Annotated in this window: 17 protein-coding genes; 12 read left to right on the top strand and 5 right to left on the bottom strand. The window is 66.0% G+C overall.

Annotated elements, in window-relative coordinates; translation table 11 throughout:
- Positions 1-47 precede the first annotated feature (47 nt).
- Positions 48-974 carry a serine O-acetyltransferase EpsC gene (gene epsC / locus ATY02_RS02375; protein WP_068580140.1) on the bottom strand — a complete coding sequence of 309 codons (927 nt, stop codon included), beginning with the start codon at positions 972-974 and terminating at the stop codon, positions 48-50.
- Between the two features lie 190 nt (positions 975-1,164).
- Here epsC and ATY02_RS02370 point away from each other — a divergent pair, with 190 nt between their 5' ends.
- The 11 genes from ATY02_RS02370 (at position 1,165) to ATY02_RS02320 (ending at position 12,437) form a co-directional block, all read left to right on the top strand.
- Positions 1,165-2,160, top strand: coding sequence for a D-cysteine desulfhydrase (locus tag ATY02_RS02370; protein ID WP_068580139.1), 996 nt, complete (start codon positions 1,165-1,167; stop codon positions 2,158-2,160).
- A gap of 282 nt (positions 2,161-2,442) precedes the next feature.
- A complete protein-coding gene (gene tcyJ / locus ATY02_RS02365) occupies positions 2,443-3,240 on the top strand; it encodes a cystine ABC transporter substrate-binding protein (RefSeq protein ID WP_068580138.1) in 798 nt (265 codons plus the stop codon).
- Entirely contained in the window at positions 3,240-3,905 is a 666-nt protein-coding gene (tcyL, locus tag ATY02_RS02360) for a cystine ABC transporter permease (protein ID WP_022644179.1), read from the top strand. The genes tcyJ and tcyL overlap by 1 nt, the downstream gene beginning before the upstream one ends.
- A 4-nt stretch (positions 3,906-3,909) precedes the next feature.
- Positions 3,910-4,659 carry an L-cystine ABC transporter ATP-binding protein TcyN gene (gene tcyN / locus ATY02_RS02355; RefSeq protein ID WP_053132714.1) on the top strand — a complete coding sequence of 250 codons (750 nt, stop codon included), beginning with the start codon at positions 3,910-3,912 and terminating at the stop codon, positions 4,657-4,659.
- Between the two features lie 427 nt (positions 4,660-5,086).
- Entirely contained in the window at positions 5,087-6,328 is a 1,242-nt protein-coding gene (locus tag ATY02_RS02350; RefSeq protein WP_164823618.1) for an SfnB family sulfur acquisition oxidoreductase, read from the top strand.
- A 39-nt stretch (positions 6,329-6,367) separates the two neighbouring features.
- The gene (locus ATY02_RS02345; protein WP_124345485.1) at positions 6,368-7,567 is read left to right on the top strand and encodes an SfnB family sulfur acquisition oxidoreductase; all 1,200 of its coding nucleotides are present in this window, start codon (positions 6,368-6,370) and stop codon (positions 7,565-7,567) included.
- Positions 7,567-8,934, top strand: a complete 1,368-nt coding sequence (locus tag ATY02_RS02340) for an LLM class flavin-dependent oxidoreductase (protein WP_068580136.1) — start codon at positions 7,567-7,569, stop codon at positions 8,932-8,934. Before ATY02_RS02345 ends, ATY02_RS02340 begins: the two co-directional genes overlap by 1 nt.
- A 127-nt stretch (positions 8,935-9,061) precedes the next feature.
- Entirely contained in the window at positions 9,062-9,871 is an 810-nt protein-coding gene (locus ATY02_RS02335; RefSeq protein WP_068580135.1) for a MetQ/NlpA family ABC transporter substrate-binding protein, read from the top strand.
- 1 nt (position 9,872) lies between these two features.
- Complete coding sequence (locus ATY02_RS02330; protein ID WP_068580133.1) at positions 9,873-10,997, top strand: methionine ABC transporter ATP-binding protein; 1,125 nt, start codon at positions 9,873-9,875, stop codon at positions 10,995-10,997.
- Positions 10,987-11,631: a methionine ABC transporter permease gene (locus ATY02_RS02325; RefSeq protein ID WP_068580131.1), complete on the top strand. Its 645-nt coding sequence runs from the start codon at positions 10,987-10,989 to the stop codon at positions 11,629-11,631. The genes ATY02_RS02330 and ATY02_RS02325 overlap by 11 nt, the downstream gene beginning before the upstream one ends.
- 179 nt (positions 11,632-11,810) lie before the next feature.
- Positions 11,811-12,437 carry a class I SAM-dependent methyltransferase gene (locus tag ATY02_RS02320; protein WP_068580129.1) on the top strand — a complete coding sequence of 209 codons (627 nt, stop codon included), beginning with the start codon at positions 11,811-11,813 and terminating at the stop codon, positions 12,435-12,437.
- A gap of 24 nt (positions 12,438-12,461) precedes the next feature.
- On the opposite strand, the gene ATY02_RS02315 is transcribed toward ATY02_RS02320, so the two are convergent.
- From ATY02_RS02315 to ATY02_RS02300, 4 genes are all read right to left on the bottom strand, one after another.
- Positions 12,462-14,717, bottom strand: a complete 2,256-nt coding sequence (locus ATY02_RS02315; RefSeq protein WP_068580127.1) for a glycoside hydrolase — start codon at positions 14,715-14,717, stop codon at positions 12,462-12,464.
- A gap of 103 nt (positions 14,718-14,820) precedes the next feature.
- Entirely contained in the window at positions 14,821-17,886 is a 3,066-nt protein-coding gene (locus tag ATY02_RS02310) for an efflux RND transporter permease subunit (RefSeq protein ID WP_068580125.1), read from the bottom strand.
- Positions 17,883-18,953, bottom strand: a complete 1,071-nt coding sequence (locus ATY02_RS02305) for an efflux RND transporter periplasmic adaptor subunit (RefSeq protein ID WP_068580123.1) — start codon at positions 18,951-18,953, stop codon at positions 17,883-17,885. The genes ATY02_RS02310 and ATY02_RS02305 overlap by 4 nt, the downstream gene beginning before the upstream one ends.
- Entirely contained in the window at positions 18,950-20,044 is a 1,095-nt protein-coding gene (locus ATY02_RS02300) for an efflux RND transporter periplasmic adaptor subunit (protein WP_022644166.1), read from the bottom strand. Before ATY02_RS02300 ends, ATY02_RS02305 begins: the two co-directional genes overlap by 4 nt.
- A 237-nt stretch (positions 20,045-20,281) precedes the next feature.
- On the opposite strand from ATY02_RS02300, the gene ATY02_RS02295 reads away from it, so the two are divergent.
- The gene (locus tag ATY02_RS02295; RefSeq protein WP_068580121.1) at positions 20,282-21,478 is read left to right on the top strand and encodes an AAA family ATPase; all 1,197 of its coding nucleotides are present in this window, start codon (positions 20,282-20,284) and stop codon (positions 21,476-21,478) included.
- Positions 21,479-21,569: the final 91 nt, after the last annotated feature.

Below are 21,569 nucleotides of genomic sequence, written 5' to 3'. Positions count from 1 at the left end.
GGGGGGGCAGGGCTAGCGGGCCGCTCAGGCCCGCCAGCGGCCACAGGTTACTTCTGCGAGCCGTCGTCGTGCTGCAGGTTGGCCTGGGTCAGGTTGCAGCCCGCCGGCACGCTGCGGGTCAACCAGACGTTGCCGCCGATGGTCGAGCCCTTGCCGATGGTGATGCGCCCGAGGATGGTCGCGCCGGCGTAGATCACCACGTCGTCCTCGACGATCGGGTGGCGCGGATGGCCCTTCTGCAACTGGCCGTCCTCGTCCGCCGGGAAGCGCTTGGCCCCCAGGGTCACCGCCTGGTAGATGCGCACCCGCTCGCCGATGATCGCGGTCTCGCCGATCACCACGCCGGTACCGTGGTCGATGAAGAAGCTCTTGCCGATCTGCGCCCCCGGGTGGATGTCGATGCCGGTGGCCGAGTGGGCGATCTCCGAGCTGATCCGCGCCAGCAACGGCAGCCCGGCACCATACAAGTGGTGCGCCAGGCGATGGTGGATCACCGCCAGGATGCCCGGGTAGCACAACAGCACTTCGTCGACGCTGCGGGCCGCCGGATCGCCGTGGTAAGCGGCCAGCACATCGGTATCGAGCAATACGCGCAGGCCGGGCAGGGCCAGGGCGAAATCCTGGATCAGGCGAATCGCCCGGGCATTGACGTCGATATCGCTTTCACCGTTCTGCCGGGCCACGTAGCGCAGCTCCAGGCGCGCCTGGGCCAGCAGGGCGTTGAGCGCCGCATCCAGGGTATGGCCGACGTAGAAATCCTCGCTCTCCTCGCGCAGGTCCACCGGCCCCAGGCGCATGGGGAACAGGGCGCCACACAGGGCCTCGAGGATCTCCGCCATGGCCGCCCTCGACGGCAGCTCGCGGCCACCCTGCTCGCCGCTGACCCGACCGTTGCGGCTACGCCACTGATCACGGGCATCGCGCAGTTGACCGACGATGGTCTGCAATTGCCAATGGCTGGAACGCTCGCTCACGATAAGACTCCTAGACTCGGGCGGCCGGACTGTCAGGCCGCGCAAACGGCGATCACTTTACGCCCGGTCACGGCCACCCTTAAGAACTAATTGTGCGCACATAAGCACTTTTTTGCATAAGCGAGCAGCGGTTGCCCGGCCAAATATCGCTGCCTATAGTCGTTGCACCTTCCCTGTTCCGTGCGGACTCATGATCAAACAACAGCTCGCCCGTTTCGACCGCCTCGACCTGCTCGGCCACGCCACCGCCCTGGAAAAACTCCAACGCCTGTCGGCCTGGACCGGCCGCGACATCTACATCAAGCGCGACGACACCACGCCCCTGGCCATGGGCGGCAACAAGCTGCGCAAGCTCGAATACCTGGCGGCCGATGCCCTGGCCCAGGGTGCCGACACCCTGGTCACCGCCGGGGCCATCCAGTCCAACCACGTACGCCAGACCGCGGCCCTGGCCGCCCAACTGGGCCTGGGTTGCGTCGCCCTGCTGGAAAACCCCATCGGTACCGACGATGCCAACTACCTGGGCAACGGCAACCGCCTGTTGCTGGAACTGTTCGATGCCAAGGTCGAGCTGGTGGACAACCTCGACCAGGCCGACGAGCAGCTCCAGGCCCTGGCCGCGCGCCTGCGCAGCAACGGCAAGAAGCCCTACCTGGTACCCATCGGCGGCTCCAATGCCCTGGGCGCCCTGGGCTACGTACGCGCCGGCCTGGAGCTGGCGCAACAGATCGAGGACAGCGGCCTGCGCTTCGCCGCCGTGGTCCTGGCCTCTGGCAGCGCCGGCACCCACAGCGGCCTGGCCCTGGGCCTGAGCGAAGCCTTGCCGCAACTGCCGGTGATCGGCGTCACCGTCTCGCGTACCGAGGAAAACCAGCGGCCCAAGGTCCAGGGCCTGGCCGAGCGCACCGCCGAACTGCTGGGCGTGCCGTTGCCGCCGAGCTTCAACGTGCAGCTGTGGGACGAATATTTCGCCCCGCGCTATGGCGAGCCCAATGCCGGCACCCTGGCCGCGGTCAAGCTCCTGGCCAGCCAGGAGGGCTTGCTGCTGGACCCGGTCTATACCGGCAAGGCCATGGCCGGGTTGCTGGACGGCATCGGTCGCCAGCGATTCGAGGAGGGCCCGATCCTGTTCCTGCACACCGGCGGAGCCCCGGCGCTGTTCGCTTATGCAGGGGCCTTCAGCTGAAGATCAGAGCAAGGAAATACATCGGCAAAGGCGAGCGCCTTGCGCTCGTGCGCAGCCTGCGGCAGCGGCTGCAAGGGATGAATTAAATATTCTTTTAGGAAATATAAATGTGAATTTATATTATTTTTACATCTATAAAAGAGTACTTATAGTCGCGGCGCAGGCGAATTTGCCGGGAGACGCATACGCTGCATTTAGGGCAGGATGAAACCTGCGTTCCGGCTCATCGATCGACCTGCATTTCCCACTCGCATCGTGCATAAGAAACCACAGGGGCTTGTCATGAATCTTTCCGTACTGCGTCGCAATCTGCTGATTGGCACACTGGGCCTGGCCCTCGGTGCCGGACTGATGGGGCAAGCGGTTGCCGGCGAGCAACTGCAGAAGATCAAGGACGCGGGCGTGATCAACGTCGGCCTGGAAGGCACCTACCCACCGTTCAGCTACGTCGACGAAAATGGCAAGCTGACCGGCTTCGAAGTGGAATTCTCCGAAGCCCTGGCCAACAAGCTCGGGGTCAAGGTCAAGCTGCAACCGACCAAGTGGGACGGCATCCTCGCGGCCCTGGAATCCAAGCGCCTGGACGCCGTGGTCAACCAGGTGACCATCTCCGAGGAGCGCAAGAAGAAGTACGACTTCTCCACCCCCTACACCATCTCCGGCATCCAGGCCCTGACCCAGAAGAAGGACGAGGGCAAGTTCAAGACCGCCGCCGACCTGGCCGGGCACAAGGTCGGGGTGGGCCTGGGCACCAACTACGAGCAATGGCTGAAGGACAACGTGCCCAACGCCATCATCAAGACCTACGACGACGATCCGACCAAGTACCAGGACCTGCGTGTAGGCCGTATCGAAGCCATCCTGGTGGACCGCCTGGCGGCCTTCGAGCTGATCAAGAAAACCAAGGACACCCTGGTGGTCTCCGGCGACCCCTTCTCCCGCCAGGAATCCGGCGTGGCCCTGCGCAAGGGCGAACCGGAACTGCTGGCCGCAGTGAACAAGGCGATCGAGGAGCTGCGGGCCGATGGCACGCTGAAGAAACTCTCGGAAAAATACTTCAACGCTGACGTCACCCAATAATGGAAGCAGGCCTGCAACTGGCGCTGGACTCGGCGCCATTCCTGCTCAAGGGTGCGTACTACACGGTGATCCTGAGCCTGGGCGGCATGTTCTTCGGGCTGCTGCTGGGCTTCGGCCTGGCCTTGATGCGCCTGTCGCGCTTCGCGCTGGTGAGCTGGATCGCCCGGATCTATGTGTCGTTCTTTCGCGGCACTCCGCTCTTGGTGCAGCTCTTCGTGATCTACTACGGCCTGCCGCAACTGGGGCTGGAGCTGGACCCGTTGCCTGCGGCGCTGATCGGCTTCTCCCTGAACATGGCGGCCTACGCCTGTGAAATCCTCAGGGCCGCCATCGGCTCCATCGAGCGTGGCCAGTGGGAGGCCGCCGCCAGCATCGGCATGACCCGGGCCCAGACCCTGCGCCGGGCGATCCTGCCGCAAGCCATGCGCACCGCCCTGCCGCCGTTGGGCAACAGCTTCATCTCGCTGGTCAAGGACACCGCCCTGGCCGCCACCATCCAGGTCCCGGAACTGTTCCGCCAGGCGCAGCTGATCACCGCCCGGACCTTCGAAATCTTCACCATGTATCTTGCCGCCGCTCTGATCTACTGGGTCCTGGCCAGCGTGCTCGCGCACCTGCAGCACCGTCTGGAAGAGCGGGTCAATCGGCACGACCAGGAGTCTTGAAGCCATGATCGTGGTGGAAAAACTGACCAAGCAGTTCAAGGGCCAGACGGTGCTCAATGGCATCGACCTGGAGGTCAAGGAAGGCGAAGTGGTGGCCATCATCGGCCCCAGTGGCTCGGGCAAGACCACTTTCCTGCGTTGCCTGAATTTCCTCGAACAACCCACCAGCGGCCGGGTCCGCATCGGCGACATCGCCATCGACAGCAATGTCCCGCTGAGCCAGCAGCAAGGGCGGATCCGCCAACTGCGCCAGCAAGTGGGTTTCGTGTTCCAGAACTTCAACCTGTTTCCCCACCGCACCGCCCTGGAGAACGTCGTCGAGGGCCCGCTGGTGGTGAAGAAGACCCCACGCGAGCAGGCCCTGGCCCTGGGCCGCAAGCTCCTGGCCAAGGTCGGCCTGGCGGGCAAGGAAGACGCCTACCCCAGGCGCCTGTCCGGCGGCCAGCAGCAGCGGGTGGCGATTGCCCGGGCCCTGGCCATGGAGCCCAAGGTGATCCTGTTCGACGAACCCACCTCGGCCCTGGACCCGGAGCTGGTGGGCGAGGTACTGGCGACCATCCGCGGCCTGGCCGAGGAGAAGCGCACCATGGTCATCGTCACCCATGAGATGAGCTTCGCCCGCGACGTGGCCAACCGGGTGATCTTCTTCGACAAGGGAGTGATCGTCGAACAGGGCGAAGCCAAGGCCCTGTTCGCCCACCCCCGGGAAGAACGCACCCGGCAGTTCCTCAGCAAGTTCCTCACCTCGGCCTGACCCGCCCCAAAACCCCAAGGCCGCTACGCAACCTGCGGCAGCGGCCACGCCAAACGCCACCCTCACCTGTAGCCGCTGCCGAGCAACGCGAGGCTGCGCCAAGGCCCGCAGGGCCTTCAAACCCCAAAATCCACGGCCGCTGCGCGCCCACGCGCAGCCTGCGACAGCGGCCACACACGCCCCGATACCCACACGCCCCATCTCCGCCTGACGTATACGTAACCCACTTCTATGCATATTCCTATAAGTTAGTTTATTTAATTTTTATCCACGTTTAGGGTATATGCCACCGGACCACCGGACATTCTTGATCCCGATTTCGCCGCATGACGCGGCCTATCCAAAGATGTGAGGTAGGTATGGTTCGGAACACAATCACCCCAGTGCAGATCGCCAGGGCATTGCGTGCAGCCAAGGAGTGGCACTGATGTCCAGTCTGGTAGAAGCACAGGTCCAGAGCGACCTGGACATTGCCCCCCTGTTGTTGCCCGCGCAGGTACTGCTCAACGACGCCCAGGCCTTGCAGGCCGCCCATGAACTGGCCGACGAGGCCCGCCAACAAGCCGCCCAGCGCGACCGCCAGCGCAAGCTGCCCTGGGCGCTGGTCGAGCAGTTCACCCGCAGCGGCCTGGGCAGCATCGCTATCCCCCGGGCCTATGGCGGCCCACAGGTTTCCTACGTGACCGTGGCCGAGGTGTTCGCGATCATTTCCGCGGCGGACCCGGCCCTCGGGCAGATCCCGCAGAACCAGTTCGGCATCCTCAACCTGATCCTCGGTTGCGGTACCGAGCGCCAGAAGAAACAGCTGCTGCAAAGCGTCCTGGAAGGCTGGCGCATCGGCAATGCCGGGCCCGAACGCGGCACCAAGAACACCCTGGAGCTCAAGGCGCGGATCAGCGCCGACGCCGACGGCCATGTGCTCAATGGCCAGAAGTTCTATTCCACCGGTGCGCTGTTCGCCCACTGGGTGGCGGTCAAGGCGCTCAACGACGATGGTCGCCAGGTCCTGGCCTTCGTCCGCCGTGGCACCCCGGGGCTGCGCATCATCGATGACTGGTCGGGCTTCGGCCAGCGCACCACCGCCAGCGGCACCATCGTGCTGAACAACGTGCGGGTGGACTCCGAGCTGGTGCTGGACAACTGGAAGATCAACGAGACGCCGAACATCCAGGGCGCCGCCTCGCAACTGATCCAGGCCGCCATCGACGCCGGGATCGCCCGTGAAGCCCTGGCCGATGCCATTCGCTTCGTCCGTGAACGCTCGCGGCCGTGGATCGACGCCAACGTCGAACGGGCGAGCGACGACCTGTATGTGATCGCCGACATCGGCAAGCTGCAGATCGAACTGCACGCCGCCGAGGCCCTGCTGCGCAAGGCCGGCCAAGTGCTGGACCAGGTCAGCGCGGCACCGGTCACCGCCGAGTCCGCGGCCCGTGCCTCCATCGCCGTAGCCGAAGCCAAGGTGCTGACCACCGAGATCTCCCTGCAAGCCAGCGAGAAACTGTTCGAGCTGGCCGGCAGCCGCGCCACCCTCGCCGAATTCAATCTCGACCGCCATTGGCGCAACGCCCGGGTGCACACCCTGCACGACCCGGTGCGCTGGAAGTACCACGCCGTGGGCGCCTATCACCTGAACGGCACGCTGCCGGCCCGTCATTCCTGGATTTAACCGCCCAGAACGCTTTTGACCAGATCTCTGGAGAAACACATGTCTCTTTCTCAACACGTCGCGGTCATCACCAGCGACGAGCAAGCCCTGATTGTCGCCAGCGACCTGGCGGAAGATTTCAAGCGCGACAGCGCCCTGCGCGATCGCGAGCGGCGCCTGCCGCACCCCGAGCTGGAAGCCTTCAGCCGCTCCGGCCTGTGGGGCATCAGCGTACCCAAGGAATACGGCGGCGCTGGCGTATCCAACGTCACCCTGGCCAAGGTCACCGCGCTGATCGCCGAGGCCGACGCCTCCCTGGGCCAGATCCCGCAAAACCATTTCTATGCCCTCGAAGTGCTGCGGGTGAACGGCAGCGAGCAGCAGAAGCAACGGCTGTACGCCGAGGTCCTGGCCGGCCGACGCTTCGGCAACGCCCTGGCCGAGCTGGGGACCAAGACCGCCCACGACCGCACCACCCGCCTGAGCCGCGACCGCAGCGGCCAGGGTTACCGCATCGACGGGCGCAAGTTCTACGCCACCGGCGCCATCTATGCCCAGCGCATCCCCACCTCGGTGGTGGATGAAGACGGCATCCAGCAACTGGCGTTCGTCCCCGCCGACAGCCAGGGCCTGAGCGTGATCGACGACTGGAGCGGCTTCGGCCAGCGCACCACCGGCAGTGGCTCGGTGGTCTTCGAAAGCGTGGCGGTGGACGCCGCCGACGTGGTGCCGTTCCAGAGCGCCTTCGAGCGTCCGACCCCGGTCGGCCCCCTGGCGCAGATTCTCCACGCCGCCATCGACACCGGCATCGCCCGCGCCGCCTACGAAGACGCCCTGCGCTTCGTACGGACCAAGAGCCGGCCGTGGATCGATTCCGGCCACGACAAGGCCACCGACGACCCGCTGACCATCAAGAGTTTCGGCCACCTGAGCATTCGCCTGCATGCCACCGAGGCCCTGCTGGAACGGGCCGGGGAATTCCTCGACCGCGCCCAGGCCCAGACCAACGCCGAGACCGTGGCGGCCGCCTCCATCGCCGTGGCCGAGGCCCGGGCCCTGAGCACGGAGATTTCCCTGGCCGCCGGCAGCACCCTGTTCGAACTGGCCGGCAGTCAGGCGACCCTGGCCGAGTACGGCCTGGACCGCCACTGGCGCAATGCCCGGGTGCACACCCTGCACGACCCGGTGCGCTGGAAGTACCACGCCGTGGGCAACTACTACCTCAACCAGCAGAACCCGCCACTGCGGGGGACCATCTGATGAGCGCCCTCGCCCCCACCAAGAAGAAGATCCTGCTCAACGCCTTCAACATGAACTGCGTCGGGCACATCAACCACGGCCTGTGGACCCACCCACGGGACACCTCCACCCAGTACCAGAGCCTCGAGTACTGGACCGAGCTGGCCCAGTTGCTGGAGCGCGGGCTGTTCGACGGGCTGTTCATCGCCGATATCGTCGGGGTCTACGACGTCTACCAGGGCTCGGTGGACGTGACGCTCAAGGAATCGATCCAGCTGCCGGTCAACGACCCGCTGCTGCTGGTCTCGGCCATGGCCGCGGTGACCCGCAACCTGGGGTTCGGCCTCACCGCCAACCTCACCTACGAGGCGCCCTACCTGTTCGCCCGCAGGCTTTCCACCCTTGACCACCTGAGCCGTGGCCGGGTCGGCTGGAACATCGTCACCGGCTACCTGGACAGCGCCGCCCAGGCCATGGGCCTCAAGGAGCAGATCGAGCACGACCGCCGCTACGACCAGGCCGACGAATACCTGGAGGTGCTGTACAAGCTCTGGGAAGGCAGTTGGGAAGACGACGCCGTGGTCAACGACCGCGAGCAGCGCCTCTATGCCCGGCCGGACAAGGTGCACAAGGTCGAGCACCAGGGCGAGTTCTACCAGGTCAGCGGTTATCACCTGTGCGAGCCCTCGCCCCAGCGCACCCCGGTGCTGTTCCAGGCTGGCAGTTCGGAGCGCGGCCTGGTGTTCGCCGGGCGCCACGCCGAATGCGTGTTCATCAGCGGGCAGAACAAGGCCGCGACCAAGGCCCAGGTGGACAAGGTCCGCGCCAGCGCCGTGGCCGCCGGGCGCAATCCCGAGGACATCAAGATCTTCATGGGCCTGAACGTGATCGTCGGGGCCACCGAGGAGCTGGCCTGGAAGAAGCACGCCGAGTACCGCAGCCATGCCAGCGCCGAGGCCGGGGTCGCGCATTTTTCCGCCTCCACCGGCATCGACTTCGCCCAGTACGAACTCGACGAACCGATCCAGTACGTGAAGAACAACGCCATCCAGTCAGCCACCAAGCACCTGCAGAACAACGACTGGACCCGGCGCAAGCTCCTGGAGCAGCACGCCCTGGGCGGACGCTATTTCACCGTGGTCGGTTCACCGCAGCAGGTGGCCGACGACCTGGAATCCTGGATCGCCGAGACCGGCCTGGACGGCTTCAACCTGACCCGCATCGTCACCCCGGAAAGCTATGTCGACTTCATCGACCTGGTGATCCCGGAGCTGCAACGACGCGGGTCCTACAAGACCGCCTACGAGACCGGGACCCTGCGCGAAAAGCTCTTCCACCAGGACCGCAAGCTGCCCGCTCGCCACACCGGCGCGGCCTACCGCCGCTAACGGCATCGCGGGCAAGCCGAATCGCCGCCCGCTCGCTCCTGCAGATGCCTGCGCAGGAGCGAGGCTTGCCCGCGACAAGACCGTAATACCCCCAAAAACCTCGATGCACTGACTGGAACCCAAGACCATGAACACCAAGCTCCCGCGCCATCCGGTCAAAGCACTGGCCCTCGCCCTCGGGCTCTTCGCCAGCAGCGTCTTCGCCGCCGAACCGCCACTCAAGGTCGGCACCACCGCCGCCTTCGCCATTCCCCTGGAGGCCGCCGTCGCCGAAGCCGGCAAGCAAGGCCTGAAGGTGGAACTGGTGGAGTTCAGCGACTGGATCGCGCCCAACGTCAGCCTGGCCGCCGGCGACATTGACGTGAACTACTTCCAGCACATCCCGTTCCTGGAAAACGCCAAGGCCGCCGCCGGTTTCGACCTGGTGCCTTTCGCCCCGGGGATCATCAACAACGTCGGCCTGTACTCGAAGAAGTACAAAAGCTTCGACGAACTGCCCCAAGGCGCTAGCGTGGCCATCGCCAACGACCCGATCAACAGCGGTCGCGGCCTGCAGCTGCTGGCCAAGGCCGGGCTGATCAGCCTGAAGCCGGGGGTCGGCTACAAGGCCACCGAAGACGACATCATCGCCAACCCGAAAAAGATCAAGATCCTCCAGGTCGAGGCCGTGCAACTGGTGCGTGCCTACGACGACGCCGACCTGGTCCAGGGCTACCCGGCCTACATCCGCCTGGCCAAGACCTTCGATGCCGGCTCGGCGCTGCTGTTCGACGGCCTGGACCACAAGGAGTACGTGATCCAGTTCGTGATCCAGCCCAAGAGCAAAAACGATCCGCGGCTGATCAAGTTCGTCGATATCTACCAGCATTCGCCCGCCGTGCGCGCCGCCCTGGACCAGGCCCACGGCAAGCTCTACCAGGCCGGTTGGGAAGGTTGAGATGACAGTCGCCACGCATAAGCTTGCGCTCCCCGAACCCGAACCCCAGAGCGCCGAACGGACCGAGCTGCATCCGGACCTGAACCGCGCCCAGGTGCGCTTCATCGGCCTGGGCAAGACCTACCAGGGCCAGCAGGGTCCGGTCCAGGCCCTGCACGGCATCGACCTGGCGATCCAGCGCGGCGAGGTGTTCGGCATCATCGGCCGCAGCGGCGCCGGCAAGTCGTCGCTGATCCGCACCATCAACCGCCTGGAACGACCCAGCAGCGGCCGGGTGCTGATCGACCAGGTGGACATCGGCGAATTCGACGAAGACCGCCTGGTGGCCCTGCGCCGACGCATCGGCATGATCTTCCAGCACTTCAACCTGATGTCGGCCAAGACCGTGTGGCACAACGTCGAGCTGCCCCTGAAGGTGGCCGGGGTGCCCAAGGCCCAGCGCCAGCGCAAGGTCCGCGAACTGCTGGAACTGGTGGGCCTGAAGGACAAGCACCAGGCCTATCCGGCGCAGCTGTCCGGCGGCCAGAAGCAGCGGGTGGGGATCGCCCGCGCCCTGGTCCACGACCCCGAGATCCTGCTGTGCGACGAGGCCACCTCGGCCCTGGACCCGGAAACCACCCAGTCGATCCTCGGCCTGCTGCAAGAGATCAACCAGCGCCTGGGCCTGACCATCATCCTGATCACCCACGAGATGGCGGTGATCCGCGATATCTGCCACCGGGTGGTGGTCCTGGAGCGTGGGGGCATCGTCGAGCAGGGCCCGGTGTGGAAGGTCTTCGGCGACCCGCAGCACGAGGTCAGCAAGACCCTGCTGGCACCCTTGCAACATGAACTGCCCGAGGAGTTGCGCCAACGCCTGCGCAGCCATCCCGAGAGTGCCGCAGCGGCCGTGGTGCTGAGCCTGCGCTTTACCGGCGCGCAACGTGACGAGCCGGACCTGGCGGCGCTGTTCAACGCCCTGGGCGGACGCGTGCGGCTGCTGCAGGGCGGGGTCGAGCGCATCCAGGGCCATGCCCTGGGCCAGCTGCTGCTGGCGGTGCAGGGCTCGTCCCTGGGCGCCGAGGAACTGCGCCAGCGCGCCAGGCACTGGGCACAACAGGTGGAGGTGCTGGGTTATGTGGTTTGAACGTTTGCTCCAGGGTGCACTCGACACCCTGCTGATGGTCGGCGTGTCGTCGTTGATCGCCCTGCTGGCGGGGATTCCCCTGGCGGTGATCCTGGTCACCAGCGGCAAGGGCGGGATCTACCAGGCCCCGGCGCTGAACCGCGCCCTGGGGGCCTTCGTCAATCTGTTCCGCTCGATCCCGTTCCTGATCCTGATGGTGGCGCTGATCCCCTTCACCCGGCTGATCGTCGGCACCACCTATGGGGTGTGGGCGGCCGTGGTGCCGCTGACCATCGCCGCCACGCCGTTCTTCGCGCGCATCGCCGAAGTCAGCCTGCGGGAGGTCGACCACGGGCTGATCGAAGCGGCCCAGGCCATGGGCTGCCGACGCTGGCACATTGTCTGGCACGTGCTCTTGCCCGAGGCGCTGCCGGGCATAGTCGGCGGCTTCACCATCACCCTGGTGACCATGATCAACTCCTCGGCCATGGCCGGGGCCATCGGGGCCGGCGGGCTGGGGGACATCGCCTACCGCTACGGCTACCAGCGCTTCGACAGCCAGATCATGCTCACGGTGATCGTGTTGCTGGTGCTCCTGGTGGCGGCGATCCAGCTCGGCGGCGACCGCCTGGCCCGGCGCCTCAACAAGCGCTGAGCCGCTTCGCGCACCTGAAGGCCCTCTGGGCCTTGGCGCAGCCTCGCAGGCCCGGCAGCGGCTACAAGCGCGTACCCACAAGTCCCGCTTCGTGTCGCCGCTGCCGCAGGCAGCGCCCGCCAACCTTGCCTTTGCACCGGTGTATATTGAGCCGGTCCCCATCACGCCGTCCTGCCGCCATGAAACTTGCCCCCGACGATCTCGACACCATCACCGCCACCACCCTGGGCCACTACAACCAGGTGGCCGAAGGCTTTCGCGAAGGTACCCGCGACCACGACGTCAGCCAGAACATCGACGCCCTGCTGCAGCATATCCAGGGCACCGCGCCCTTCACCCTGCTGGACTTTGGCTGCGGCCCGGGGCGCGACCTGCGCACCTTCACCCGCCTGGGCCATGTGGCCGTCGGCCTGGACGGCAGCCAGGAGTTCGCCCGGATGGCCCGGCAAGACAGCGGCTGCGAAGTCTGGCAGCAAGACTTCCTCAAGCTCGACCTGCCAGCGGCACGCTTCGACGGGATCTTCGCCAACGCCGTGCTGTTCCACGTTCCCGGCCAGGAACTGCCCCGGGTACTCAAGCAACTGCATGGCACTTTGAAGCCCGGCGGGGTGCTGTTCAGCTCCAACCCCAGGGGCGACAACCAGGAAGGCTGGAACGGCGCCCGCTACGGCGCCTACCACGACCTGGCGGCCTGGCAGGCGCTCCTGACGGATGCCGGATTTGTCGAACTGGAGCACTATTACCGCCCTGCCGGATTGCCCCGGGAGCAGCAACCCTGGCTGGCCAGCGTCTGGCGCAAAGCCTGAGGCCAGAGCCTGCCGCCGGACGGCTCAGGGCTGGTGCGCGACCTGATACTCACGCACCTCGCCGTCCGCCAGCAGCGCCTTGATGCTCTGCCCCGGCAACCTCACGCCCTGCACTTCACGGGCTTGGGAGTCGAAATTCGCCAGCAGCCGCGAACCGTCGGCAAAGGTGGTCTGCTGCACCTGGCGGTCCGCCGTCAGCCAGCGAAAATCCGTGAGGGCCTGGGTGCCCAGGCGCTGGTGCAAAGGCCGGAAAAATGCATCCTGGCGGACCATCGGCGGCAGGCGCTGGCGCAAGGTGGCGGCACTCAAGTGATACAAGGGCGGCACGTTGTAGAGCAGCTGGGCCAATTCGTTCTCGACCCGCACATTGCTCAATTTGAGGCTGTCGAACAGCCAATGGTGGCTGGTCACCAGCGACCCGTGGAACACCGCCTGGTACAACGGCACACGTGTCGCCGGTGCGAAATACACCGTGCGGTAGGGCTCCTTGAGCGGCGCGCTCTTGAAGAACACCGCTGGCTGCTCCGGCGGGTACCAGTTGCCCAGGTAGTAGGGCGACTTCACCTCCTTGCTCATCTGCTCATCGCCCCAGCCCATGACTGGGGTCTGCATGCCATGGGCGAACAGCACGCCGCCGGCCGTCACCCCATTGCCGTCTTCGGAACCGCTGACCAGTTGCTGCTGCTCGGCAATCCAGCGCGAAGCATCGATATTGCCCTCGGCGTTCTGCGCCTGGGTCATCGGCCTTTCGGCGCGGTAGCTGTCGAACAGCATGCCGGTGGCGTAGGCATCGAGGAACCAACTGTTGAACCCGACCCGGGCCTGCACGGCCTTGACCCGGGCCTCCAGCAGTGGCCTGACGCAACGGGGGTCGGTGTAATGCCCGGACTGCTGGAAACCGCTTTTGAGCTGGCCGTTTTCCAGCACGATCGCGCACTCGCGGTTGGCCCGCGAGCCCAGGTGGGCGGTGCTCCAATCGGGGTTTTCATTGCTGCGCAACGCGGTCTCGTAGGAGTCGTAGGGCGCCACCAGATACCCCGCGGCCACCCCGGCCCGCACCGCTTCGGGGTGCCAGAGCCCGCCCTCCCAACCTTCGCCGAGGCCCAGCCACAAACGGCTCAGCCCGGCCGCCTGCAAACGCTCCATGGTCGCCAGCGACAGGCTGCTGCCCCAATGCGCCGGGTCGGTGTTCAAGGCCTTGGCGAAGACCTTGGCCATCTGCGTGCGCAGCTCGCCGTACCCCTGGGCCAGGGCTTGCATGTCGGGCTCGTCCGCGCCCTGCCAGCCCAGACGGGCCTGCTGGTTCAGCGCGCTGTTGAGGCTGCGCAACAGGGTGGTGCGCTGATAGGCATCCAGGTTGGCCGCGGGCGCCTTGAGGATCTTCGCGCTGTCCTTGTCCAGGCCGGCCCGCAGCTTCATCGCCAGCGGCTCGTTACCCTGCAAGTCCTGTAGCAACTGCGGCCAGTTGCGCACATCGGCGTCCCCCAGCAGATCGTTGCCCCACAGATAAACATGACTGGCCCCCAGCAACTTGCTGCCTTGCGGCGTGCGCGCCAGCTTGGCCTCCAGGGTCTCGTAGCGCCCGTTGTCGATCAGCCATTGACGATAGCGCTTGGCGCCCGCCAGCAGGTCGGCGTCCCCCAGGTACAAGGTCATGGTCAGCGGCACATCGGGTTCCAGGCGGGTGAACTGATGCTGCCCCGTCAGCGCCATGGCCGGCCCTTCGGCGCTCAGGCTCAGGCGGTTGTTATAGGGTCGGGTCAGCAGCCAGCTCAGGGTGAAGGCGCCGTGATCCAGGGTCCACAGCGGCAGGCTCAGGTCCTGGGTACTGTTGACCTCGCCCTGGTCCAGTAGAAACCGTTGCCAGCGCAGGTCCCCCGTCGGTACGTAGTGCCCCTCGGCCAAAGGCCAGACCAGCCCCCTGCCCATGGCGCTGGCCGGCTGGCGCAGGAACGTCAGCGAGCCCGGCTCCCGGGCCTGGATGGAGAACACCAGGTCGCGCTGGCGCAGGGTCGCGCTAAGGCTCCAGGCGCCATCGTCCCATTGCCAACTCAGCTGCTGCGGCGTCTGTTGCAAGGCGCTGACCCGGTGGCTGTCCACACCCGCCGAGGCTTGCACGGCCGGATGACCGGCAGGGGTCACGCGAATCGCCAGGGTCGCCGGATCGATCTCGACCTGCCACAGCGAGTTTTCCAACAACGGCTGGGCCAGCGCCCAGGGCGACAGCAGCAGGGCGGCGGCGAGTAACAGGCCACGAAGAGGCCGGGCAACGCAGGACATGAGCAATCTCTTCTCCAATGAATGTCCAGAGTGTAAAGCCAAGCGCAGCCCGTCCGCCGGCATCCGGGAAAAGCCCTGTGCGCAACACGCGCAGGGCCCTGCCTCAACCGGCTTCTTTCTGCGGTTCGCGAATCTTGTACCAGGCCACGTACAGCGCCGGCAGGAACAGCAGGGTGAGCAAGGTGGCGACGATGATGCCGCCGATCATGGCGTAGGCCATCGGCCCCCAGAACACTTCCCGGGCGATGGGGATCATCCCCAGGCTGGCCGCCGCGGCGGTCAGCAGGATCGGCCGCCGCCGGTGGTGGGTGGCTTCCAGTACCGCATCCCAGGGGTCGTAGCCGGCCTGCTCGTACTCATCGATCTGGGTCACCAGGATCACCGAGTTGCGGATGATGATGCCGATCAGCGCCAGGATCCCGAGGATCGCCACGAAGCCCATGGGCGTCCCCGTCGGCACCAGGGCCAGGACCACGCCGATCAGCCCCAGGGGCGCGACACTGGCCACCAGGAACATCTTCTGCACGCTATGCAGCTGGATCATCAGGAAGGTCGCCATCAGGAACAGCATCAGCGGCACCACCTTGGCGATCGGCCCCTGGGCCTTGCCGCTCTCCTCCACGGTGCCGCCAGTGGCCACCGTGTAACCGGTCGGCAGGCTAGAGGCGAACCTGTCGATGGTCGGCTTGAGCTGCTTGACCAGGTCGGTGGGCTGGATCCCATCGCGCACCGCCGCCTTGATGGTGATGGTCGGCTTGCGATCGCGACGCCACACCAGGGGCTGCTCCAGTTCATAGCGCACGCTGGCAAAAGCCAGCACCGGGATCGAGGTGCCGCTGGGGGTGACGATCTGCAGGTTCTGCAAGGTATCCGGCGAACCGCGCTCGCTGTCGTCGGCGCGGCCGACCACCTTGATCAGGTAGATGTCGTCATGCACCTGGGTCACGGTGGAACCGCTGACGATGCTATTCATCAGCTGCGCCACGTCTTCCGAAGACAGGCCCAGTTGCCGCGCCTTGTCCTGGGCGATGTCGATGCGCAGCACTTTGCCCGGCTCGTTCCAGTCGTAGATGATCTCGCCGACGTGGGAATTCTTGTCCAGCTCGGCCGCCAGGGCGATGGCGTGCTTGCGCACCTGGTCGATGTCCTTGCCGCTGACCCGGTACTGGATCGGCCGGCCCACCGGCGGCCCCATCTCCAGGGCCTGGACATAGCTGCCGATGCCGACGAAGTCCTGGCGCAGGCGCTTTTGCAGACGCTCGATCAAGGCCCCGCGCTGCTCCAGGCCCTTGCTGACGATCACCAGCTGGGCGTAGTAGGGGTTTTGCAATTGCTGGTCCAGCGGCAGGTAGAAACGGATCGCGCCTTCGCCGATGTAGGTGCTCCAGCGCTCGATGTCCGGATCGTCCTTGAGGGTCGCCTCCAGGCGATCCACCGCCTTGCGGGTCTCGTTGATCGAGGCGTTCTGCGGCAGGTTCAGGTCCACCAGGATCTCCGGCCGGTCCGAGGACGGGAAGAACTGGTTCTGCACCAGGCCCATGCCGAACACCGAGGCGACGAACAACAGCACGGTGATGCCGATGGCCCACCAGCGGTTGCGCATGGCCCACAAGAGGCCATTGTTGAAAGCCCGGCCGATGCGGCCTGGCTCCTCGGAGTGGGGTTTGACGTCGGTGCTCAGGATATGCACGCCGACCACCGGGGCGAACAGCACCGCGACGACCCACGACACCAGCATCGCCACCGCGATCACCGCGAACAGGGTGAAGGTGTATTCCCCGGCGGAGCTGGCGTTCAGGCCTATGGGCACGAACCCGGCCACGGTCACCAGGGTCCCGGTGAGCATCGGGAAGGCCGTGGAGGTGTAGGCGAACGTCGCCGCCTGCTCCTTGCTCTCGCCCTTCTCCAGGCGCGTGACCATCATCTCCACGGTGATCATCGCGTCATCCACCAGCAGGCCCAGGGCGATGATCAAGGCCCCCAGGGACACTCGCTGCATGGTGATGCCGCTGTACTCCATGAACAGGAAGACCATGGCCAGCACCAGCGGGATCGAGCAGGCCACCACCAACCCGGCACGAAACCCCAGGCTGATGAAGCTCACCACCAGGACGATCACCACCGCCTCGAACAGTGCGCTGGTAAAGCCGCTCACCGCCTCTTCCACCACCTCGGCCTGGTCGGAGACCTTGTGCACGCCGACGCCCACCGGCAGGTCGGCGGTCAGTTGGTCCATGCGTGCATGCAGGGCCTTGCCGAAGTCCTGGATATTGCCGCCCTTCTTCATGGCGATGGCCAGGCCAATGGCCGGCTGGCCGTTGAAGCGGAACATCGGCGTCGCCGGGTCGACATAACCACGGCTGACCTCGGCGATATCCGCCAGGCGATAGAAGCGGTCGTTGAGCCGCAGGTTGACCGAGGCCAGGTCCTTTTCCGAGGCGAACTGCCCCGAGGTGCGCACCGAGATGCGCTCCGGCCCGGCCTCGATCACCCCGGAGGGGGTCACCGCATTCTGCGATTGCAGGCTTTGCAGCACCTGGCGCTGGTCGATCCCCAGGGCCGCCAGCTTGCGGGTGGAGAAGTTCAGGTAGATCACCTCGTCCTGCTCGCCGACCATCTCCACCTTGCCCAGGTTCGGCACCTCGCGGATCTGCGCCCGCACCTGCTCCACGTAGTCGCGCAGCTGGCGCATGCTCAGGCCATCGGCGGTGAAGGCGTAGATGGAACCGAACACATCGCCGAATTCATCGTTGAACCCGGGCCCCTGCAAACCCTGGGGAAAATCGCCACGGATGTCGTTGATCTTCTTGCGCACCTGGTACCAGATGTCGGGGATGTCCTTGCCGCTGGTGGTGTCGCGCAGGTAGACGAACACCGTCGACTCGCCGGGGCGGGTATAGCTCTTCACGTAGTCCAGGGAGTCGAGTTCCTCGAGCTTCTTCTCGATGCGGTCGGTGACCTGCTTGAGGGTTTCCTCCTGGGTCGCGCCGGGCCAGCGGGTCTGGATGACCATGGTCTTGATGGTGAAGGACGGGTCTTCCTCGCGCCCCAGGTTCATGTAGGAGAACACGCCCATCAACAGCGCCACGAACATCAGGTACCAGACGAAGGATTGATGCCTGATCGCCCACTCGGACAGGTTGAAGCTCCCTTTGCTGGCGGGCGTCATTGTGCATGGTCCTCATCGATTTTGACTTTCTGCCCCGGCTTGAGGCTGTTGACGCCAGCGCTGACGATCCGCTCGCCGGGCTGCACGCCCTGGCTGATCAGGACCGAATCGTCATCGCGGCTCAGTACCGTCACCTCACGGGGCGAGACGGTCAGGGCCTTGGGGTCGATGACCCAGATCTGGCTCTTGCCATCCACCTGTTGCAACGCACTCAACGGCAGCTCGGTGCGCGGCGCGATGGCCGAGCTCAGGGTCACGCTGATGGCGGTGCCCAGGCGGAATGCCTCGGGGGTGTCCTTGAGGGTCAGGCGGGCCCGGCGGGTGCGGGTCGCGCTCTGGGCCTGGGGTTCGATCTCGCGCACCGTGGCGCTGGTGCCGATGCTCGGGTCCAGTTGCGCCGCGACCTGGAACACCACGTCCGCCGGCAGCTGGTCCACCAGGTTCGCCGGCAGGTCGATCACCGCTTCCTTGACCTCCGGCCGGGCCAGGGTCACCACTTGCTGGCCGGCGCTCACCACCTGCCCGGCCTCGGCCTTCCAGGCGGTGACCACGCCGCCGTGATCGGTGTGCAGCTCGCTGTAGCCGAGCTGGTCCCGGGCCTGCTGCACCGAGGCCTTGGCCTGGGCCAGGGAGGCGCGGGTGGTCTTCATGTCGGTCTGGGCCAGGTCCAGCTGGGCCTGGGCCCCGACCCCACGGTCGAACAGTTCCTGCTGGCGCCGGGCGTTGGCCTGGGCATTGATCCACTGCGCCTGGACCCGGGCCAGGTCGCCCTGGGCCGCACGCAACTGGTTCTGCTGGTCGGTGGGGTCCAGGGTCGCCAGCAAGTCCCCGGGGGCCACCTCGGCCCCGACGTCGACATTGCGCTTGGCGATGCGCCCGGGCACCCGGAAGCCCAGGTTGGTTTCGTAGCGCGCCTGGATATTGCCGGCAAAGCGCCCCAGGCTTTCCTCGGACTGCGCCGTCACCTGGATCCACAGCACCGGGCGCACCGGTTCCGGCGGCGCGTCGTGCTTGGAGCAAGCAGGCAGTAGCACAGCGGCGCACCACAACAAGGCCAGGCGCTTCATGGCTGCTGCTCCTGGCCGGTGGTCTTGCCGGCGATCTCCACTGGTACTCCCGGATACAGCAACTGCCCGCCGGCCACCACCACCTGCTCGCCGCCTTCAAGGCCTTCGCTGATGATCACCTTGCCGGTCAGGTAGCGCCCGACCTTGACCTTGTGCAACTGCGCCTTGCCGTCAGCGCCCACCAGCCATACCGCCGGATCGCGCAAATCCTTGGCCAGGGCCGACCAGGGCAGCACCACGCTGGCCTTGGCATTGGCGCGCGCGGTGGCGCTGACCACCGACCCCAACTCCATGCCCGCCGGCAACGAATCGAGCCTGACCTTGACCTGCACCGTGCCGCTCTGCGCCGAGACCACCGGGGTCACTTCGCGGACCTTGCCGGTGGTGGTCACCTTGGGGTTGTCCAACAGGGCGATGTGGATGGTTTCCTGGCCCGGTGGCTGCATCACCAAAGACTCATAGACGTTGAATACCGCATCGCGCTCGCCGTCCTGGGCCAGGCTGAAGATCGGCTGCGTCGCCTGCATCACCTGGCCGACCTCGGCCTGGCGGGCGGTGATCACCCCCGGGACCTCGGCCACCAGCGCGGTGTAGCCCAGTTGCTCGCGGGCGTTGGCCAACTGGGCCTGGGCCGCGCTCAAGGCGCTCTGGCTGCTGTGCAGGGCGGCCTGGGCCGAGTCGTATTCGCTCTGGCTGGTGTAGCCCTTGGGCAAGAGTTTCTGCTGGCGGACGAACGCGGCGCTGGTCTGCTTGACCCGCGCCTGCTCGGCGAACACCGCGGCATTGGCCGAGTCGACGTTGGTCTGCAGGTCCTTGGGGTCGAGCCGGGCCAGCACCTGGCGGGCCGCGACCCGGTCGCCGACGTCCACCATGCGCTGGATGATCTTGCCGCCAACGCGAAACGACAGGTCGGTCTGGACCCGTGCCTGCACGTCGCCGGTGAGGGTCACCGACGCCGCGAACTCGCTGCTCTGCACTTGCTGGACCCGTACCCGCGGATGATTCTTTTCCGTGGGTTGCTCCGCCCCGCAACCAGCGAGCAAGGCCAACAGGCAAAGCCCCACTACCCACTTCGTATCGAGACCAGCCATGCAGGCTCCTTTTGCTTGATCGATGCGCCGTGACGTTTACGACTGTGAGCTTAGAACAGGGTTCCACCCTTGCACTGCCGGGCCTGGACATCGCGCACTTGAAGGCCTTGCGGGCCTTGGCGCAGCCTCGCTGCGCTCGACAGCGGCTACAGGTTCGCCTCGTATCGCCGCCGCAGGGATGGCGCGACAAGAGCCATGGGGATTGGCACACTGCCGGGTACGCAAAGGAGATCCGGCATGCTCAAGACCCTGGCGGTGGCCAATTACCGCTCCATCAACAAACTGGTGATTCCCCTCGCTCGACTGAACCTGATCACCGGCGCCAACGGCAGCGGCAAATCCAATCTGTACAAGGCACTACGCCTGCTGGCGGAAACCGCCCAGGGCGGGGTGGTCAACGCCCTGGCCGGCGAAGGCGGTCTGGACTCGACCTTCTGGGCCGGGCCGGAAACCATCAGTCGACGCATGAGCCGGGGCGACGTGGCAGTCCAGGGCGGCCCACGCAAGACGGTCAAGCGCCTGCAACTGGGCTTTGCCAGTGAAGATTTCGGCTACGCCATCGGCCTCGGACTACCCGACTCCAGCGGGCATTTCATGCTTCCCGGCCACAGCCTGCCGATTCCATCGCGCTTCACCCTCGACCCCAGCATCAAGCGCGAAAGTATCTGGGGCGGTGCGCTATATCGGTCGGCCAGCGTGCTCGTGGATCGCCAGGGTCCGATGGTACGGGCTCGCGACGGGCGACAGTGGGAAGTACTGACGCAACACATCTCCAGCGGCGACAGTCTGTTCGACCAAGTGGGCAACCTGCGCTCATCGCCGGAAGTCTTGCACCTGCGCGAGCAGATCCGCGGCTGGCGCTTCTACGATCACTTACGCACCGACAGCCAGGCCCCCGCGCGCCGAGCGCAACTAGGTACCCGCACCCCGGTTCTGCACCATGACGGCCGGGACCTGGCGGCGGCCTTGCAAACCATCATCGAGGTCGGCGACCAACAAGCCTTGCACGACACCATCAGCGATGCTTTCCCGGGCTCCAGCCTGGAGATCGATGCTGTACCCGGAGGCTTGTTCGAAGTGCGTTTCCGCCAGGAAGGCTTGTTGCGCCCGCTGTCAGCGGCGGAGCTGTCGGACGGCACCCTGCGCTACCTGCTGCTGGTGGCGGCCCTGCTGACCCCGAGACCGCCAACGCTGATGGTGCTCAACGAACCGGAAACCAGCCTGCACCCCGACCTGCTGCCGGCGCTGGCGCGCCTGATCATCCGTGCCTCGGAGCAGTGCCAGGTGTGGGTGGTGTCCCACGCCCGGCGCCTGATCGCGGCCCTGCAGGAAGACCCGGAGTGCAACTGCATCGTGCTGGAGAAGGAACTGGGCCAGACGGGCATCGTCGGCCAGCGCCTGCTCGACGAGCCCGCGTGGTACTGGCCCGATTGAGCAGCCCCAAAAGCATCACGGGCAAGCCTCTCTCCTGCGGTCTGCGTAGGAGCGAGGCTTGCCCGCGATGGCGTACTCAAGAGCGCCTCAA

It is taken from the genome of Pseudomonas sp. BIOMIG1BAC (assembly GCF_001705995.2).
In the GTDB taxonomy this organism is placed as follows: Bacteria; Pseudomonadota; Gammaproteobacteria; order Pseudomonadales; family Pseudomonadaceae; genus Aquipseudomonas; species Aquipseudomonas sessilinigenes.
This window is presented reverse-complemented; position numbering and strand designations above follow the sequence as displayed.

Excerpts from the sequence above, each read along its gene's own strand:
- ATY02_RS02370 (WP_068580139.1), top strand. The coding sequence starts at position 1,165 with ATGATCAAACAACAGCTCGCCCGTTTCGACCGCCTCGACCTGCTCGGC.
- tcyJ (WP_068580138.1), top strand. The coding sequence starts at position 2,443 with ATGAATCTTTCCGTACTGCGTCGCAATCTGCTGATTGGCACACTGGGC.
- tcyL (WP_022644179.1), top strand. The coding sequence starts at position 3,240 with ATGGAAGCAGGCCTGCAACTGGCGCTGGACTCGGCGCCATTCCTGCTC.
- tcyN (WP_053132714.1), top strand. The coding sequence starts at position 3,910 with ATGATCGTGGTGGAAAAACTGACCAAGCAGTTCAAGGGCCAGACGGTG.
- ATY02_RS02350 (WP_164823618.1), top strand. The coding sequence starts at position 5,087 with ATGTCCAGTCTGGTAGAAGCACAGGTCCAGAGCGACCTGGACATTGCC.
- ATY02_RS02345 (WP_124345485.1), top strand. The coding sequence starts at position 6,368 with ATGTCTCTTTCTCAACACGTCGCGGTCATCACCAGCGACGAGCAAGCC.
- ATY02_RS02340 (WP_068580136.1), top strand. The coding sequence starts at position 7,567 with ATGAGCGCCCTCGCCCCCACCAAGAAGAAGATCCTGCTCAACGCCTTC.
- ATY02_RS02335 (WP_068580135.1), top strand. The coding sequence starts at position 9,062 with ATGAACACCAAGCTCCCGCGCCATCCGGTCAAAGCACTGGCCCTCGCC.
- ATY02_RS02330 (WP_068580133.1), top strand. The coding sequence starts at position 9,873 with ATGACAGTCGCCACGCATAAGCTTGCGCTCCCCGAACCCGAACCCCAG.
- ATY02_RS02325 (WP_068580131.1), top strand. The coding sequence starts at position 10,987 with ATGTGGTTTGAACGTTTGCTCCAGGGTGCACTCGACACCCTGCTGATG.
- ATY02_RS02320 (WP_068580129.1), top strand. The coding sequence starts at position 11,811 with ATGAAACTTGCCCCCGACGATCTCGACACCATCACCGCCACCACCCTG.
- ATY02_RS02315 (WP_068580127.1), bottom strand. The coding sequence starts at position 14,717 with ATGTCCTGCGTTGCCCGGCCTCTTCGTGGCCTGTTACTCGCCGCCGCC.
- ATY02_RS02310 (WP_068580125.1), bottom strand. The coding sequence starts at position 17,886 with ATGACGCCCGCCAGCAAAGGGAGCTTCAACCTGTCCGAGTGGGCGATC.
- ATY02_RS02305 (WP_068580123.1), bottom strand. The coding sequence starts at position 18,953 with ATGAAGCGCCTGGCCTTGTTGTGGTGCGCCGCTGTGCTACTGCCTGCT.
- ATY02_RS02300 (WP_022644166.1), bottom strand. The coding sequence starts at position 20,044 with ATGGCTGGTCTCGATACGAAGTGGGTAGTGGGGCTTTGCCTGTTGGCC.
- ATY02_RS02295 (WP_068580121.1), top strand. The coding sequence starts at position 20,282 with ATGCTCAAGACCCTGGCGGTGGCCAATTACCGCTCCATCAACAAACTG.